A 17,439-nucleotide genomic window follows, 5' to 3' on the forward strand; every position below is an offset into this window, starting at 1 on the left:
TACATATAATACATAATATTTAGACATTTAATAATTTTTGTATTATTTTTTATAGACATTTTTTATATTATGTTGATTTTTACATAGTTAATTCATACTATATCTAATTTTTAAGAGTGTCTTTATAATATTTAATAGTTTTATAAGGCTGATTTAATTTAAAGTTTATTATATTGCTGTACCAATTAACATAATCAAATCTATTAACTTCAGCCATTATTGAATGTTTTTCATCTGAATGTATATCATATTTGGCAAACATAACAGCAATAGATTGAATGATATAATAAGAAAATATATTTTTTAATGTTTCATTATCCAAGCCGGAATTAAAAAATTGATAGGTGCTAATTATAGAAATTGATTTGCATGGCTTTATATTATTATTTTCACAAATTATTCTATCTACAAATCCTCCGTCTGCAATAGATTTAGCACTCATTCCTCTGTAATTTGAAGTTAATGGAATATTTACTATTACTATAGAGCTGTCTGTAAACTCATTGGCAGCTATTCTCCAATACAAAGATGTATAAATAAATAATCTTTTGGAATCTAAAAGCTCATTTCTTCCATTTACATGGCTATTCCAAATATTAAGTATACTTTGCTGATAAGATGGAGCTATATTCTTTGCTATTAATCTTAAGGGAGTTCCGTATTCATATCCGAATAAATTTCTTATATTTACGCTAGTTTCATTTGAAAGGGAATATAGTATATCTTTTTCTAATTGAGCAGAATCTATATTTTTTACATCTATAAAATATCTTTTAAATATATCAGAATTTTCTATCATTATTTTTCTGTTGTCTCTGTAAAATTTATCATAACTTATACCATTTATCAGATTATATTTTATTTTATAGCCCAATATTTTATAAGTAAGATCTGATAAATCATCATCAAAAATATCAAGAAAATCTCCAGGAGCGAAACCTAGAATACTATTATCTTCTATATAAGTTATGTTAACATCATATACTTTATTTTTATTAAGAGGTTCATTACTTTTTTGACATGATAAAAAGAATAGCAAAAATAAAAATACTGTATTACTCAGGTATTTCACCGCTTACACCCATAGCTTCAACTTTTTCAGTATCTATATAATATTTTATTTCCCTAGCTCTTACAACACTTTCTTTCTGTTTCAAATATGGACTTTCACCCCAAAGCCTCAAATATTTTTCATTATCAAAATAAGTAGCCCAAGCACTTTGAGAATTCATATCCTTACCTTCTACATGTACATTTCCATTAGCCCTAAGTTTTTCTTCATCATTAAACATCTGCATAGTTACAGATGTAATTTTAATACTTCTGTCCTCTACATAAGCTTTAGGACTTCCGCTTACTGTGGCAACTTTAGTATCCGGGTCAAGATGCAGTAAATCACCTTCTAATGATATACTCTCATCATAATCTATCATAACAACATCATTATGAAATATAACATCTTTAAATTTTTCATCTTTTTTATATTCTATCCATTCTCCAAAAGCGATAATTCCTCTGTCTGGTATTCTAACAGAAGGATCCTGATACATATAAATATGTTCATTATCTATCTCATATTCTATATATCCGCCTTTAAGTATCATATTTTCTTCATAAAAATAGGCTGTAACATTTCCATAAGCATACAAAGTTCTTGTATTATTGTCTTTTCCACCGTATTCATTCAAAAACAATCTGTCTGCCACTACAATATTATAATTACTTACATTGCTGTTTTTTTTGTTTGTTTCAGAAGAATTTACATAATTATTAGTCTGAAGTACATATATCTTACCTCTTCCCATAACATTAGCAGTAGCATTTTTAGCATTATACTCTAATATTTCACCTTCTAATCTGTCAGCACCTTGATAAAGTCTAGGATTTCCTGTGAGAACTGCTATTTCAGAATCCATATCATATACTAAATTATCCGCATAACCATCTGTTTTTCTTTTACTTTCTTTATCAATATGAGTTAAATGAACATTACTAATTGCCTTGGCTAAAGGCGTATTAAAATCTCGTTCCATAAATGAACTTTTTATAGTCATATTATTTGTAGGAGATCTTAAAACAGGTTTATTTTTAACATAGGCATATCTAGTTTTTCCATTATAACTAGCATAGCCGCCTGATATAGTAGAACCATTAGTTTTACTTAGAAGTCGTACGCCTCCGCTGAATGTAGCAAGCTCTGTTTCCTGATAAAATGTCATAACATAGCTTGTAATTACAGCAGATGAATCTTCCATTTTGGAATTACCTGTATATTGAAAAACTTTTGTTTTATTATTATATGTAAATTTATCAGCACTTCTTCTAGATTGAGCAAGCAAAGACAATGCTAATATAAACAATATAATTAATACAAAAAATTTATTGATCTTCAGCAAGCGGAACTCCTATAGCATCGCCTTCATCAGTTTCATTATATACTGTAATATGTTCTAGTCCCATATCACCTTCCATACTGCTTCCTGTAAGCCAGCTGCCGTCTTCCTGCTCTACACGAATTGGAACTGGGCTTTTAAATTGCTGTTTTTCATTATCCCATTGAAGATATTCTGTGTAAAGTATAGTATTGTTTGATGATTTAACGATAACATTTGTATATATTTGAGTAAATAATGTCTCCTGATTTACAGTTATAAACTCTCCGGAAACACTGGCTGCTATTGTATTATTAGAATCATAAGTATATGTTCTGCTGTCATAAAGTTCAACCAATTTCTTTTTATTATAGAATTTGGCATTAGTTGCAAAGGAATCCAACTGTTTAAAATTCGTATCATAACTTTCTCGTCTAAAACCATAAAATTCCATATCAGGAGGCGGTACAAAATTCTCAGTTTGAGTAAATTCCTTTCCAAGATCATTAAAATTAGTGCAGGAAACACATAATAGAAGTATTATACTAAATTTTACTAATAATTTCATCGTAAATACCTTTGGATTTAAGCAGCATATCTATTACTACCCTAACCGCACCATATCCTCCCATTTTATGAATTACAATATCAGCAGCTTTTAAAGCCTCATGATGTGCATCTTTAGGAGAAAAAGAGATTCCTACATATTTCATAACACTTAAATCTATTAAATCATCTCCGATATAAGCTATCTCTTCTTTTTTTAAACCATATTTTTCTATTAAAGTTAAAACAATAGGCATTTTATTTTCTTCGCCAAGAATTAAATCCTCAAAACCATGCCTTCTAAATTTATCAAATCTTGTTTTTATAGCCTTAGAATTACTGCCTGATATAACAGCAATTTTTATTCCTGCCTTTAATGCTAAAACTACTCCCATACCATCTTGAGTATTAAAAAATTTACTTTCAACCCCATTATCATCGAATATTAATCTTCCGTCAGTCATAACTCCGTCTATATCGGATATTAATAGCTTAACTTTTTTTAACTTACTCTTATTAAGCAGGTATGAAATATAATCTCTGATATTCATTTTAGAAACTTTTATTAAGATATTAGGATAAAACATTTTGGGGCTTACAGGACTCGAACCTGCCCACCCGGTTTAGGAAACCAGTGCTCTATCCTGATGAGCTAAAGCCCCTTATATTTAAGAAGCTATTAAGTAATCGGAGAGTGTGGGACTCGAACCCACATGGGTGTTAGCCCGGCGGTTTTCAAGACCGCTGCTCTACCAATTGAACGAACTCTCCAAACAAATATGAATGCCATTATAACATATATAAAATTTATTTCAAGTTTTTTTTGTTTTTATTATTTAGTTTTTTTATTAAAATTATTCGCCTTTAAAAAATGCTCTTCTAAAATAAAGTCCATGTGCCGGAGCTGTTACAAAAGCAGATGCTCTGTCCTCTCTTTTTAATATATCTTCTATGAAATTAACAGGTTTTTTCTTCTTCTGACCCTCTACCAAAGTACCAACTATAATTCTTACCATATTATGTAAGAAAGCATTGCCCCTAATAATAAAATATATAGTATCCCCTTTCCTTATGGCTTTAACTCTCTCTAAATACCTAAATTTAGAATCATTTTCATCTTCTGTAGAACAAAATGATGTAAAATTATGCTCTCCTATTAAATATTTTGCATATTCATTGATTAATTTTTCATCTATAATATTTTTTCTGTAAAACCAAGCATATCTCTCATAAAATGGAAAAGAAGTGCTGCTGTTATGAACTATATATAAATATTCTCTAAATATAGCTGAAGCCCTTGCATTAAAATTATCAGGCATTTCTTCAGCTTTTATTATTCTTAAATCTCTATCTAAATATGAATTCAAAGCTATATGCACCTTATTAATAGGAACAAGCATTTTAGGAACTCTAAAATTAGCTACCTGACCTAAAGCATGCACTCCTGCATCTGTTCTGCCGCAGCCGTATATAGTAATCTTCTCGCCGTATACTTTCTGTACCGCTTTATATATTTCTCCCTGTACCGTTCTCAAATTAGGCTGTATCTGCCAGCCGTAAAAGTCTGTGCCGTCATATTGTATCGTTATCTTTATATTATTCATAAAACAAAAAAATAAAAGCCTATATAATATTTATACAGGCTTTTGTATAGTCATAAATTATATTTATTATAAATCTGCAGGTATTGTAACACCCAATTTCTGAGCTGCATTAGTATTAACTTCTAATACAGGGTTTTGTATATATTCTATAGGCATATTAGCAGGTTGAGATTCTCCTTTTAATATTTTTACTGCCTGATTAGCTGTCAATTTTCCTAATTCATAATAATCTATACCATAAGTAGCAAGTCCGCCCGCATTGAGCATTCCAGCCTCTCCGCATATAACAGGTATTTTGGCAGGTTCTGTGATAGAAACAACATTAGCCATTCCTGCAGAAACCATATTATCTGTAGGTACATATATAGCATCTACTTTGCCAACCAAACTTTGAACTACCTGCTGTATATCATTAGGATTTGTGATTGTAGCATCTACATAGGATAAGCCTAATTCATCTGCTTTTTCTTTTGCAATATCAACTTGAAATTTAGAGTTTTGTTCGCTTGAATTATATAAAAATGCTATTTTTTGTGCTGAAGGTACTAATTTTTTTAATAAATCCATTTGTTCTTTTACAGGTGTTAAATCTGAAGTACCTGTAACATTTCCGCCCGGAGCATTATTATCAGCAACTAATTTTGAATCGGCTGGGTCTGTTACTGCTGTAATTAATATAGGTATATCTTTAGTTAAATTAGCAACTGCCTGTGCTGCCGGTGTTGCTATTGCCAATATTAAATCTACCCTATCATTAATAAATTTCTGCGATATTGTAATGCAGTTTGCCTGCTCTCCCTGAGCGTTTTGATAATCTATTATAATATTCTTTCCATCCTCATAACCAGCTTCTTTTAAGCCGTCTACAAAACCTTTATTAGCCTGATCTAATGCTGTATGTTCTACAAGCTGAAGTATTCCTATTTTTTTAGATTCATTATTTGATGAGGTGTTTGCATCATTTGTTTTGGAACATGATGCAATTAATAATATTGAAATTGATAAAGCAATAAATAACTTTTTCATTATTATATCTCCTTAAAATTTAAATAATTACTATTATTAGTAGTATATAATACCGATGTAATAAAGTCAATAAAATTACTATTTATTATTTTCTAAAAATTCTATTATAGTATTATTATTACGATACGATGACATTTTTTCAAATTTTACTACATATCTTTCAATACTTCCAAACATGGCTATTGCATTTAATACTAAAAAAACATATAAACCCAAAAATATTTTTTTATTATTTAGAATAAAATTTTCTTTTTGAAATAAAAATAAAATAATAGGTGCATAAGATACCGAAAAAAGCCCATATAAATAATGGAAATATCCCTCCCCAAATCTGAAAATCAAAAAACATAAAAGAGTAATAAATACTGATAAAATAAAAAATTTTGATAATTCTAAAAGAGACATTTCTATTGTATCATGAGATTTGTACTTAAAATTAAATACAAAATAAAACATATTTATTAAACAGCAAATAGAAAATGAAAGACTAAAAACTAAAAATATTAATCCGTATATGTAAGAAGGTGATAAAGTCCAAAACTCAATAATATTTCTAAAACCTCGTAAATAATGAGATGACATTTCATTTGTAGGAAAGAAAAATAATGCTTGTATTTTAGCAATCGTAATTCCGTCAGCATTAGAACCTTTTGAAAGCATTAATTTTATATTATGAAAACCATTATTAAACTCTGAAATCAAGTAAGGCAGATATTCCAAAAACGATAAAAAAACTCCTAAAATCCAATATTTTAAATATTTAATAGTATTTTTGTAAGTTAATATCAAATAAAATATCATAGTAGGAATTACAGAAAAAAATGAAGCAAAATGTCCTTGAGCAACAATGGCCAATGTAGGGAAAATAAATATAGATGAGATAATAGCTTTTTTATTAGAATTTTCACATGAATAAATATATTCATAAAGAAGAATAAAAAATATAAAGCTGAATATTAATGATATATTGGGATTCCAAAAATTAGTCATAGCTTTTACTAAATAACCATTAAGCAGAATAAGCGGAGACATTAATGAACAAACAAAAAGTCCTAATCTTTTATAAATCCAAAATATAAACAATGATATTATTAAAAGACTAAAAAAATAATTGATAATTTTGGCAGTATATAAGTTTTCATTTGAAAGTCTATAGAATAAAGTATAGAATATATAATAAGCTCCTCCGGGTACCCTTGGAGTTGTAAATTCCTCTTTATAAGTATCAGATAATTCAAATCTAGTACTTGTTACAGGAAATTCACCTTTTTCATACCATCTATACATATCATAAAAATGCTGAAAATCATCATAAGTACTTCTTATTGGAATTATGCGAAAAGATAATATTATGTTAAGTATAAATGAAAAAATAATTAAAAATAAAAATATAATTTTTATATTATTTTTTAAATTATTCATATTTTTTATAATCCTTATAATTCACTCTAAAGAATTATACTAAAAATAAAATAAAAATACAATAAAAAATCAAACATTCAGCATTTATCATAATATTGAAAATAATATATTTTATGATATCATCATCTATAATATTTTAACTTTATATAAGGAACAGAAAATTGATTAGACATTCCAGACCTACTATAAGAAAAAAAGATTTAGAATCTGCTTTAAAAGTAATGATTAGCGATAATCTTGCTACAGGTGATGTTATACAAGAATTTGAAAGATCTTTTGCAAATTATTTCGGAAAAGGTTTTACAGCCATATTTGTTAATAGCGGAACTGCTGCCTTAGAGCTTATATTAAGGCATCTTAATATAGGAGAAGGAGATGAGGTTATAATGTCTTCTTTCCTTAACGCATCACCCCTTCAAGTCGTTACAAATTTAAAAGCTACGCCCGTACTTATAGATATAGATGAAGACAGCTTTCAAATATCTATGGACAATGTTATAGAGGCTATCAATGAAAAAACTAAAGCAATTATAGTTTCTCATATGTTTGGAAATTGTGCTTTAATAGATGAGCTTGCTGATATTAAAGTTCCTGTTATAGAGGATGCATCTCATAGTTTGGGAGGCAGATACAGAGATACTTTACTTGGAAGTTTCGGAGATTTTGCTTACTTCTCTCTTTCTGCTACTAGAATGATTACTTCTGGAGGTGCCGGAGGTATGATACTCACAAAGAAAAAAGGAATGGATGCTATAAGGGATATAATTCATTATGATAAAAAAGAAAAATTTATTAAAAGATTCAATTACTGTGCAACTGACCTTCAAGCATCAATAGGTATAGAAGAGCTTAAACATCTTGAAAGAATGGTTGAAGTAAGAGCTGATATAGCTTCATTTTATGATAATGCTATACTTGAAAGCAATTTGATGAAATTATCTACTCATGACAGTGAAAGTCCTTCATACTACAGATATGTTTGCATGCTCAATGGCAGTATGAATATATATGATGCTATAAAGATGTTTGAAAGGCATAATGTAGAAGCGGCAAGACCTATATTTAAACCTTTGCATCAGTATCTTAATTTGCCTAATGAAAATTACCCTAATACTGAAAATGCATATTTAAAAAGTATATCATTGCCTATATACCCTACTTTGCAGAAAAATGAAGCAGAACTAATTTGCAAACTTATAAAGCAAATAAGATAATATACTTTTTACTTAATTATATGGGAAAATCCTATGGAAATATTTGAATATGATTTTATGCGTAAAGCTTTCTTAGTTGGTATTATGCTTGCTGTTATAATACCTTGCATAGGGGTGATTGTTGTATTAAAAAGACTTTCTATGATAGGAGATGCTATATCACATACTTCACTTGCCGGTGTTACATTCGGTTTAGTTTTTAACATAAACCCAATAGTAGCCTCCATAATATTCTGTATACTATCTGCATTATCAATAGAGTTTATAAGAAAAAAAATAGCTAAATATGGAGAAATGTCTATATCAATTATAATGTCTTTGTCTATAGGAGTTGCCGGGCTTCTTTCCGGATTTGTAGCGAACAATTCAAACTTTAACAGTTTCTTATTCGGAAGTATTGTTGCTATAAGCGACTTTGAATTGAAATTAGTAATATTAATAAGTTTCATATCAATACTAATTTTCATCTTCCTATACAAAGAAATTTTTTATATAACTTTCAATGAAAGATTAGCAAAACTTTCCGGCGTGCCTGTAAATAGAATTAATTTCATTTTCACAATATTAACTGCTGTTACTGTATCAATATCAGCAAGAGCAGTGGGTGCTTTAATAGTATCATCAATGATGGTAGTACCTGTTGCATGTTCTATGCAGGTGGCTAATAGTTACAAAAAAACTATTATTTTTGCTGTACTCTTTAATTTACTATTCACAATATTAGGAATATTCATTTCGTATTATCAAGGTCTTAAACCCGGTGCAACTATAGTTCTAATAAGCATAACAACTTTTATAATTATAATATTATTAAAATCTGCTTTATCATCAAAACATAATGAAGCATAAAACTAACTTACATATTCCCGCCCTATAAATTTATAATCTAATTTGATAATATAATATCATATTTATTTTTTACTTATTCTGTTATTATAACACCCACCCTAAATTTATTTAAATTTAAAGTTAATCTCAACGCACGCAAAATAAAATTTCAAATATAATTTAATTAACAATAGAATTTAAATCATATAAAAAAGAGAATACACCGTGCGTTGAATAAAATTCTAAATTTAATCAAAACTTGGGCGGGTGCTGAAAATTCTAATTAATCAATAAATATAATGAGTATTAAAATTGCAAAATAAATCAGAAAAAATAAAGGGCGGGGTATGTAAATAAAATTAATTAACAAGAACAAACATTGTCGCTATTAGGATGTTTATGTTTATGTGAAAGTTCATCGTATATTTGTTTCTTTTCAAGCTCTACTAAAGAACCTTCTTCAAAACAAAATATTCTGTTGGATATACTAGATATTTTTTCTATATCATGTGTAACCATTATTATAGTTACTTTTTTTTCTTTATTTAAAGACTGTAGGATTTTATATATTAAATCAATAGTTTCTCTGTCTACCCCATTTGTAGGCTCATCAAGTACAAGTAAGTCTGGTTCTGATATCAATGTTCTCGCTAAAAATACTCTTTGAATTTGTCCGCCTGAAAGCTTTGATATCATTCTATTTTTATATTTTTCCATACCTAAAAGCTCTAATGCCTTTATAACTTTTATACGATGACTTTTATTAGGAAATTTAAATAAACCTATATCAGCAAAATTATTAGACATAACTATTTCATAAACAGTGGCTGGGAAATTTACAATTTTTGAATATGCATTCTGCTCTAAATAGCCTATTCTTTTCCAATCTTTGAATTTATTTATATCTTCTTCATATAGTTTTATGCTTCCTCTGAATTGACTAATCTCACCCAAAATAAGTTTTAATATGGTACTCTTTCCTGCTCCATTAGAACCTATTATAGATACAAAATCTCCGCCATTAACATCAAAACTTATACATTTAAGTATATCATCAGAAGTATATCCAAAATGCACATTTTTAAACTCTACAATCTTACTCATAATATTATTCTAATTAAGTCCATTAGTTAAAGATGCAAGATTCTCTTCCATTACAGAAAAATAATCTTTTCCTGCTTTAATATATTCTTCACTTAAAGATTCTATAGGATTTAGTGTCAATGTTTTTACTCCTGTTTCTTTTGCTATAGAATCAACTAATTTAGAACTTGAAAACTCTTCATAAAATATAGCTTTTACATTATTATTTTTTATAAAATCAATAGTTTCAGACATAGCTTTAGGATCTGCTTCATCTCTAGCAATAGCTACCTGATTTAATAAATATTCTTTGCAGAAATGTCCGAAAGCAGGGTGAGTTACTACCAAGTTAGTATTTTTTATATTTGATAAAACTTCTTTGAAATGATTATCTAATTCATCTAATTTATTTGCATAAAAATTATAGTTAGAATTATAATAATCTGCATTAACAGAATCTATATCCGCCAATGCATTTTTTATATTCTCCATTTGTTTCTTTGCTTTAATAGGTGAAAGCCAAAAATGCGGATCCAATCCTTCATTACTAATATTAGATGAAGTTTCTATATATTTTAGTTCTTTTATGCTATCTTTAACTGTATCAGCCCAATGCTCCATTCCTCCGCCATTATATATAAATAAATCTGCCTTTGTTAAATCAGCCATATCTTTTGAAGTTATTTCAAAATCATGAGGCTCTGACCCTGCAGAAGTCATATTATATACATCTGCTTTATCTCCACATATTTTTTTAGCAAAATCGTATATAGGATAAATACTTGCATAAACTTTAAGTTTATTTGAAGACACTTTATTATCCTTTGATGCATTACTGCATCCTGCTAGCAATGATAATATAAAAATAATTATTAAAATTTTTTTCATTAGTTTTCATACCCTTATAGTTAAAAATATTAATATTATATGATTATATATTATATATAAAAATAATAAAACTTCAATATGTTTTATAGTACTAACATTATAAAATAATATATAAAATTACATTATCAAATATAATGATTTTTTACCGACAATATTAATATTATAAATTAAATTTAGGATAATTATGAAATATATTGTACATATTTTGGCAGCTTTATTGTTTATATTTTCATGCTCAACTTCAAAAGTTACTCATATAGAAGAATCAAAAAATGATTCACTTTTTGGAAGAAAATTTAAATTGGTAAGCATATATCCTGATATGGACATAACTATAGAGTTTACACAAGATACAATACATGGTTTTTCTGCTGTTAATAATTATTCATCTTCATATACTCTTGACGGAGATATATTTAACATATTATCAATTTCAATGACTAAAAAATCTGGTACAAGCGATAGAATTGCTGCTGAAATGGAATATCTCAATATGCTGCAAAATGCTACTTCTTATAAAATTAATGGAAGACAGTTAATAATATATACTTTATTATCCAGTGAGAATTTAGTCTTTGAAGAATTTTAAGTAATATTGTATAATGCATATAGGATTTTTAATGATAAGAAATTTTATTTTAATATTAAGTTTTACTATAATAATGTTTATAAGCTCCTGTAATACAACATCACAATCAATAAATATATCTACAAGTACTTTAAATGGAAAAACTTTTCAGCTTAGCAATATGTTTGAAGGAAGAGGCATTACAATATCATTCTACAATGAAGAATTTTATGGATACAGCGGATTCAATACTTATTTAGGTAAATATGAAATGCGCAGAGGTAATATGATAATATTTACTGATATGGTAGTTACCAAAATGGGCGGTACTTCGGAAGCTGTGGAAGAAGAAAAAAAATATATAGAACTATTAAGCAAAGCATCTTCAATAGAACTTACAAGTAATAATCTCACAATTACTACTTTAGATAATGAAATTCTTATATTCAAAAGAATAAAATAGTAAATAAAAATGAAAAATAAAAAACTTATATATTTAATATTAGGTGTTATTATATTCATAAGTTTTTGGTATTTTACTGCTTTAAAAATAAATTCAGAAATAGTTTTTCCCAATATACCAAATATATTAAAAAAATTAATAGAAATAATATCTGAAAAATCATTCTACAAAGATTTATTATCAAGTTTATTAAGAGTATTAATCACATTTTCATTATCTTTTTTATCAGCATTCATAATAGGAATATCAGCAGGAATATTTATGCCTATTAGATATACATTAATACCAATTATCAATTTCATAAGAACAATACCTACTATACCGTTAATCTTAGTCGCTATAATATGGTTTAATAATAATACTGTCCCTATATTTGTTTCTATGCTTATTATTTTTCCAATAATGTACGATTCTATAACTAATGGAATAATGAATGTAGATAAAAAATTAATAGAAATGTCAATATCATATAATGTATCTTTAAGAACTCAGATAATAGACCTTTATATACCGTATATAAAACCATATATATTTACAGGAATATCTCAGTCTATGGGTATAACTTGGAAAAGCATATTGGCAGCAGAAATACTAGCTTTACCTGTTTTTGGAATAGGTACAAAACTTTATGAATCTCATTTATATTTAGACAGTGTAAGTCTATTTGCATACTGTCTTATTGCAATAATATTTAATGCTGTATTTGAAATCATTATAAGGATAAATCATGATAAATAAAATAAATGATTATATATTCAGATTAGAAAATATAAATCTCTCCTATAATGACTTGATAATATTTAAAAATTTTAATATAGATTTTCATTTAGATAAAATAAATATAATATTAGGTTCTTCCGGTTCAGGTAAAACATCATTGCTTAATATAATAGCATCAAAAATAAACAAAGATGATAAAGCATTTGTATATCAGGAACCTAGACTGTTAAATTTCTTAACTTCATATAAAAATATAGAATATGTTTTAAAAGATAAAATTAAAAATAAAAATGAAATGGATAAAAAAATAAAGAATGCATTAGAAATTACAGGACTGATAAATAATATAAATTCAAAACCTAATGAGCTTAGCGGAGGAATGAAGCAGCGATTATCTCTAGCAAGAGCTTTAGCTTATGATTCAAACTTTATATTTATGGATGAGCCATTACAAGGACAGGATATAAAAAGAAAAAAAGAACTTATTGATATAATAAAAAATATACAATCAAAAACAAATAAAACTTTTTTCTATGTTACCCATGATGTTTATGAAGCAGTTATGCTTGGAGATTATGTATATATATTATCTAATAAAAATAACAGCACCCAATTAATATTTGAAACATATATTAAAAATAACACAATAGAAAATCACCAAGCAAAACTTACTGATATATTAATAAATAATTAATTTTATACAGATGTAGTTTTAAGAAGATAAGAAACATAAGCAATATATATAATTAAAAATATAACACCTTTTACTTTACCCAAACTCTTTCCTTTTACAGTAAAAGCTAATAATAATAATCCGGCAAATACCATAATAGAAAAATCCATTAAATAATCTTGAGACTGACTTAAAATTATTCCGCCGTATTTGAATGAGGCCATAGAGGATATACCCAAAACTGCTCCTACATTAAATATATTACTTCCTACTATATTACCTATAGATATGTCAGCCTCTTTCTTGATAGCAGCTATTACACTTGTAACAAGTTCAGGTATACTTGTACCTACAGCAACAACTATAAAACCTATTATATGCTCGCTTAAGAAATTTCTAAATATTCCTGTAACGCCTTTAATAAATACATCAGAACCAAATGCCAATGCCAATATAGCAACTATTATTTTAAATATAGCTCTGAATATAGAATGCGTTTTACTAGATGATGAAACTTCCTTTTCAAATACTGCTAATTCGTCTTTATCTTTGGATATTACAGTATATAAATAATAAACATATACGCATAATAAAACTATAAGTATAGCACCTTCAATTATTGATATTTTATCACCGCTTAATCTCTTAGTTTTAATATTAAAAAGCATAATACCTAAAGCAGCATACATTATAAACATAGATATCATAGAAACATAATATGACTTTTTACCGGCAGTCATAGTCATAAATAAAGCAGACACTCCAAGTACAAATACAACATTGAATATATTGCTTCCTATAACATTACCTACTGCAATAGCACTCTCTCCCCTCAAAGCTCCGAATAGACTCACAAAAAGCTCCGGCATTGATGTCCCCATAGCAACAACTGTAAGCCCTATAACTATAGACGGTATTTTAAGCCTATTAGCCACCATAACACTGCCGTCTACAATATATGTTCCGCCCAAATATAAAAGCAATATTCCTGCTGCCGTGAAAACAATATTTAATAACATATTTTCCATTGAATTATATTCCTTAAATTAATTATTTAACTATTCTGTTTTATTATCTTTATTTTCTGTATTATCCGTCTTTTCCATTTTATCTGCATCTTCTGAAGACTGCTTAGAATTATTATTATCTTCTGCTTTGGACTTTTTAGTTAATGCAGATACTATAAATACTATAAAACATATTAATAATATAAATAATACTAATGCTGTAGAAAGCCATAATGGAGAAAGAACCCATACCCAACTCCAATCAACAGCTTTGAATAGTTTTAATATTACAAATATTATACCCAAAAAAGCAAAAAATATTACGGCTATATTCAATACAGAAAATTTATTAGATGCTGCAGCTTCTGATGTATTAGAATTATCTTGTTTGGCATCATCTGATGAACTTGAAGTATTATCAGAAGTTTTATTATTTTTAAAAAACATAAAATCAAAGACTAATGCAAATATTATAAGTATAACTTCTATTAATAAAATACTTAGTATAAAATACCAGCTTAAATCAATTAATACTTTTGACAGTTTTAATAATGATAAAATAACTATAAAAACGGGCAGCAATCTTAAAGAAAAATTTAGTAAATTTTTAATAAGATGTAAAGTTGCCATAGTAAAAATATTTTTCACTTTTCCCATAATATAAATCCTATAAACAATATATAATATTAAATAATATATATTATTTTTATTAAATTTTAAATAAGTATTTATAATATTTTTAGTTAAATAAGTATGGTATGGAATAAGAATTTATTCCATACCATAGTCATGAATTTATTTAGGGTTACTCTGGTTTCACTTGTATGACTAATATTTTGAATGACTCTATAGCTTTTAATGAATGAGATGTATTTGCAGGAATTAAAATAGATTCTCCTGCTGATGTTTCAAATGAAGTGCCGTCAACCGTTATTTGTGCCTTTCCGTCAATCACTGTAACTAGAACATCTCCTGTACTTGTATGCGTAGGTATTTCTTTATCTTTATCTGCTGATATTATTGACATAACTAAACTTTTTCTATCAACTAATGAAAGCATAGATATATCTTTAATTGCTATTAAATCTTTTAAGTTAACTATTTTTTTATAATCTATATTCTTAATATAATTTTCCATCTATAAGCCTTACTTAATTTTAATGTTATTATCTAATAGATATATAAAAAAATCGATTGCTGCAGCAACAAAAAATTTTTTTTATGAAAAATATGCATACTGAATCATAATAATCATACTTTTAATCTTTTAGCAGCCTCTATAAATCCTACAAATAAAGGATGCGGATTAGTAATTCTTGATTTTAATTCAGGGTGAAACTGAACTCCTATCATAAAAGGATGATCTTTAACTTCGGCAATCTCGACCAAATCAGCATTTTTCATACGGCCTGTTACAATAAATCCTGATTTTTCCATTACATCTATATATTCATTGTTAAATTCATATCTATGTCTGTGCCTTTCACTAATAGAAGTTTTATTATACAGTTTATGTGCCAAACTTCCATCTTTTACATCGCAGTCAAAAGCACCCAATCTCATAGTACCGCCTTTTAATATGCTTTTTTTCTGTTCTTCCATAAGTGTAATTATAGGATTTTTAGTATTTTCATTCACTTCTATTGTATTGGCATCTTCCAATTTTAGTACATTTCTTGCAAATTCAACACTCATAAGCTGCATACCCAAACATATACCAAAATAAGGAATCTTGTTTTCTCTTGCATACTTTATAGCCTGTATTTTTCCCTCTATTCCTCTCTCTCCAAATCCGCCCGGTATTATAAGTCCATGAATGCCTTTAAAATATTCGGATATATCATATTTATTTTCTAATTCTTCAGCTGAAATCCATTCTATATCAACATTAATATCATTATATATGCCGCCATGATTCAAAGCCTCTATTAAAGATATATAAGCATCTTTCATAGATATATATTTTCCAACTATAGCGATTCTTACTCTTTCATTTGTTATAGAAATATTTTTCTGCCTTATTATTAAATCTGTCCAATCTGTTAAATCTATTTTTGCAGTCTGCAATTTAAAATGCTTACATACCACATCTGAAAGTCCCTGCGATTCAAGCATTAAAGGTACATTATAAATATTAGGCTCATCAAAGTTTTCAAATACATTTTCCTTAGGAAGATTGCAGAATAATGCTATTTTTGATTTATGCGATTCCTGTAAATGCTTACTTGTTCTGCATACTAGAATATCCGGTATTATACCGCTTTGCATAAGCTCTTTTACACTATGCTGAGTAGGTTTTGTCTTTATTTCTTCAGATGAGCTGATAAAAGGTATCAATGTTACATGTATATATAAAACATTATCCTGCCCTAATTCTGTTTTTACCTGTCTTATAGCTTCAATATAAGGCAAAGACTCTATATCGCCTATAGTTCCGCCTATCTCTGTTATTACTATATCAGTCTTTTTTGTATCATTTTCTCTGTATATTCTTCTCTTTATTTCATTAGTAATATGAGGTATAACCTGAACAGTTTCACCTAAATATTTACCCTCTCTCTCCATATTTATAACATGCTGATAAATTTTTCCTGTTGTAACATTACTAAATTTATTTAAATTTTCATCTATAAATCTCTCATAATGCCCAATATCCAAATCAGTTTCTGCCCCATCATCAGTAACAAAAACTTCTCCATGCTGAAATGGACTCATAGTTCCAGGATCCACATTTATATAAGGATCAAATTTCTGTATAGTAACACTTAATCCCCTAGCCTTAAGAAGTCTTCCTAATGAAGATGCAGTTATTCCTTTTCCCAAACCAGATACAACTCCGCCTGTTACAAATATGTATTTAGTATTCATATAATCCTCAATTATGTTTTTATTTTATTATTAAACCTTATTAACATTATCATAAATTATTATTAAATCAAGCAAATTTTGTATTATATAGCAATAATAAAAATATGGCATTATAATATTTAAATTCTTAAAAATTAAGTCAATATATAAAATAAAA

The 17,439-nt window shown here is 27.4% G+C and carries 19 protein-coding genes and 2 tRNA genes; 6 read left to right on the top strand and 15 right to left on the bottom strand.

All coding sequences use genetic code 11. The features are described from left to right. Positions 1–103 precede the first annotated feature (103 nt). From BHAMNSH16_RS02380 to BHAMNSH16_RS02420, 9 genes are all read right to left on the bottom strand, one after another. Positions 104–1,072, bottom strand: a complete 969-nt coding sequence (locus tag BHAMNSH16_RS02380; RefSeq protein WP_008728536.1) for a hypothetical protein — start codon at positions 1,070–1,072, stop codon at positions 104–106. After that, entirely contained in the window at positions 1,056–2,396 is a 1,341-nt protein-coding gene (locus BHAMNSH16_RS02385) for an LptA/OstA family protein (protein ID WP_008728535.1), read from the bottom strand. The genes BHAMNSH16_RS02380 and BHAMNSH16_RS02385 overlap by 17 nt, the downstream gene beginning before the upstream one ends. Continuing rightward, positions 2,380–2,940: an LPS export ABC transporter periplasmic protein LptC gene (lptC, locus tag BHAMNSH16_RS02390; protein ID WP_008728534.1), complete on the bottom strand. Its 561-nt coding sequence runs from the start codon at positions 2,938–2,940 to the stop codon at positions 2,380–2,382. Before lptC ends, BHAMNSH16_RS02385 begins: the two co-directional genes overlap by 17 nt. Then, complete coding sequence (locus BHAMNSH16_RS02395) at positions 2,918–3,469, bottom strand: KdsC family phosphatase (protein ID WP_039954406.1); 552 nt, start codon at positions 3,467–3,469, stop codon at positions 2,918–2,920. The genes lptC and BHAMNSH16_RS02395 overlap by 23 nt, the downstream gene beginning before the upstream one ends. Positions 3,470–3,507: 38 nt before the next feature. After that, positions 3,508–3,580 (bottom strand) — tRNA-Arg (locus tag BHAMNSH16_RS02400). Between the two features lie 26 nt (positions 3,581–3,606). Next, a tRNA-Ser gene (locus BHAMNSH16_RS02405) sits at positions 3,607–3,689 on the bottom strand. Positions 3,690–3,772: 83 nt separating this feature from the next. Beyond that, positions 3,773–4,522 carry a tRNA pseudouridine(38-40) synthase TruA gene (truA, locus tag BHAMNSH16_RS02410; protein ID WP_008728530.1) on the bottom strand — a complete coding sequence of 250 codons (750 nt, stop codon included), beginning with the start codon at positions 4,520–4,522 and terminating at the stop codon, positions 3,773–3,775. A gap of 66 nt (positions 4,523–4,588) precedes the next feature. Then, positions 4,589–5,548 carry an ABC transporter substrate-binding protein gene (locus BHAMNSH16_RS02415; protein WP_008728529.1) on the bottom strand — a complete coding sequence of 320 codons (960 nt, stop codon included), beginning with the start codon at positions 5,546–5,548 and terminating at the stop codon, positions 4,589–4,591. Between the two features lie 78 nt (positions 5,549–5,626). After that, on the bottom strand, positions 5,627–6,970 hold the full coding sequence (locus BHAMNSH16_RS02420) for a hypothetical protein (RefSeq protein WP_069731710.1): 1,344 nt from the start codon (positions 6,968–6,970) through the stop codon (positions 5,627–5,629). 161 nt (positions 6,971–7,131) lie between these two features. Between BHAMNSH16_RS02420 and BHAMNSH16_RS02425 the strand changes: the two genes are divergently transcribed. Then, positions 7,132–8,184 (top strand): DegT/DnrJ/EryC1/StrS family aminotransferase, encoded by a 1,053-nt coding sequence (locus tag BHAMNSH16_RS02425; RefSeq protein ID WP_008730790.1) that lies wholly within the window; start codon positions 7,132–7,134, stop codon positions 8,182–8,184. A gap of 33 nt (positions 8,185–8,217) precedes the next feature. Beyond that, positions 8,218–9,033, top strand: coding sequence for a metal ABC transporter permease (locus BHAMNSH16_RS02430; RefSeq protein WP_008730789.1), 816 nt, complete (start codon positions 8,218–8,220; stop codon positions 9,031–9,033). A gap of 342 nt (positions 9,034–9,375) precedes the next feature. Here BHAMNSH16_RS02430 and BHAMNSH16_RS02435 read toward each other — a convergent pair whose 3' ends face one another. Both BHAMNSH16_RS02435 and BHAMNSH16_RS02440 read right to left on the bottom strand, forming a co-directional pair. Continuing rightward, the gene (locus BHAMNSH16_RS02435) at positions 9,376–10,116 is read right to left on the bottom strand and encodes a metal ABC transporter ATP-binding protein (RefSeq protein WP_069731711.1); all 741 of its coding nucleotides are present in this window, start codon (positions 10,114–10,116) and stop codon (positions 9,376–9,378) included. 9 nt (positions 10,117–10,125) lie between these two features. After that, a complete protein-coding gene (locus BHAMNSH16_RS02440; protein ID WP_008728456.1) occupies positions 10,126–10,983 on the bottom strand; it encodes a metal ABC transporter substrate-binding protein in 858 nt (285 codons plus the stop codon). A gap of 184 nt (positions 10,984–11,167) precedes the next feature. Here BHAMNSH16_RS02440 and BHAMNSH16_RS02445 point away from each other — a divergent pair, with 184 nt between their 5' ends. Genes BHAMNSH16_RS02445 through BHAMNSH16_RS02460 form a run of 4 tightly spaced genes read left to right on the top strand, consistent with a single transcriptional unit; the run spans position 11,168 to position 13,428 of the window. Then, complete coding sequence (locus BHAMNSH16_RS02445; RefSeq protein WP_008728455.1) at positions 11,168–11,572, top strand: META domain-containing protein; 405 nt, start codon at positions 11,168–11,170, stop codon at positions 11,570–11,572. A gap of 31 nt (positions 11,573–11,603) precedes the next feature. After that, a complete protein-coding gene (locus tag BHAMNSH16_RS02450) occupies positions 11,604–12,014 on the top strand; it encodes an META domain-containing protein (protein ID WP_008728454.1) in 411 nt (136 codons plus the stop codon). A 9-nt stretch (positions 12,015–12,023) separates the two neighbouring features. Further along, on the top strand, positions 12,024–12,752 hold the full coding sequence (locus BHAMNSH16_RS02455) for an ABC transporter permease (protein ID WP_008728453.1): 729 nt from the start codon (positions 12,024–12,026) through the stop codon (positions 12,750–12,752). After that, positions 12,742–13,428, top strand: a complete 687-nt coding sequence (locus BHAMNSH16_RS02460; protein ID WP_008728452.1) for an ATP-binding cassette domain-containing protein — start codon at positions 12,742–12,744, stop codon at positions 13,426–13,428. Before BHAMNSH16_RS02455 ends, BHAMNSH16_RS02460 begins: the two co-directional genes overlap by 11 nt. 2 nt (positions 13,429–13,430) lie before the next feature. On the opposite strand, the gene BHAMNSH16_RS02465 is transcribed toward BHAMNSH16_RS02460, so the two are convergent. The 4 genes from BHAMNSH16_RS02465 to BHAMNSH16_RS02480 all read right to left on the bottom strand — a co-directional run bounded on the left by BHAMNSH16_RS02465 (position 13,431) and on the right by BHAMNSH16_RS02480 (position 17,282). Then, positions 13,431–14,435, bottom strand: a complete 1,005-nt coding sequence (locus BHAMNSH16_RS02465) for a calcium/sodium antiporter (RefSeq protein ID WP_008728451.1) — start codon at positions 14,433–14,435, stop codon at positions 13,431–13,433. 30 nt (positions 14,436–14,465) lie between these two features. Then, on the bottom strand, positions 14,466–15,071 hold the full coding sequence (locus tag BHAMNSH16_RS02470) for a hypothetical protein (RefSeq protein WP_008728450.1): 606 nt from the start codon (positions 15,069–15,071) through the stop codon (positions 14,466–14,468). Positions 15,072–15,219: 148 nt separating this feature from the next. Then, entirely contained in the window at positions 15,220–15,552 is a 333-nt protein-coding gene (locus BHAMNSH16_RS02475; RefSeq protein ID WP_008728449.1) for a cupin domain-containing protein, read from the bottom strand. Positions 15,553–15,665: 113 nt separating this feature from the next. Further along, positions 15,666–17,282, bottom strand: a complete 1,617-nt coding sequence (locus tag BHAMNSH16_RS02480) for a CTP synthase (protein WP_008728448.1) — start codon at positions 17,280–17,282, stop codon at positions 15,666–15,668. Between the last annotated feature and the right edge of the window lie 157 nt (positions 17,283–17,439).

The organism is Brachyspira hampsonii, from assembly GCF_002214805.1.
GTDB classification, from domain to species: Bacteria; Spirochaetota; Brachyspiria; order Brachyspirales; family Brachyspiraceae; genus Brachyspira; species Brachyspira hampsonii.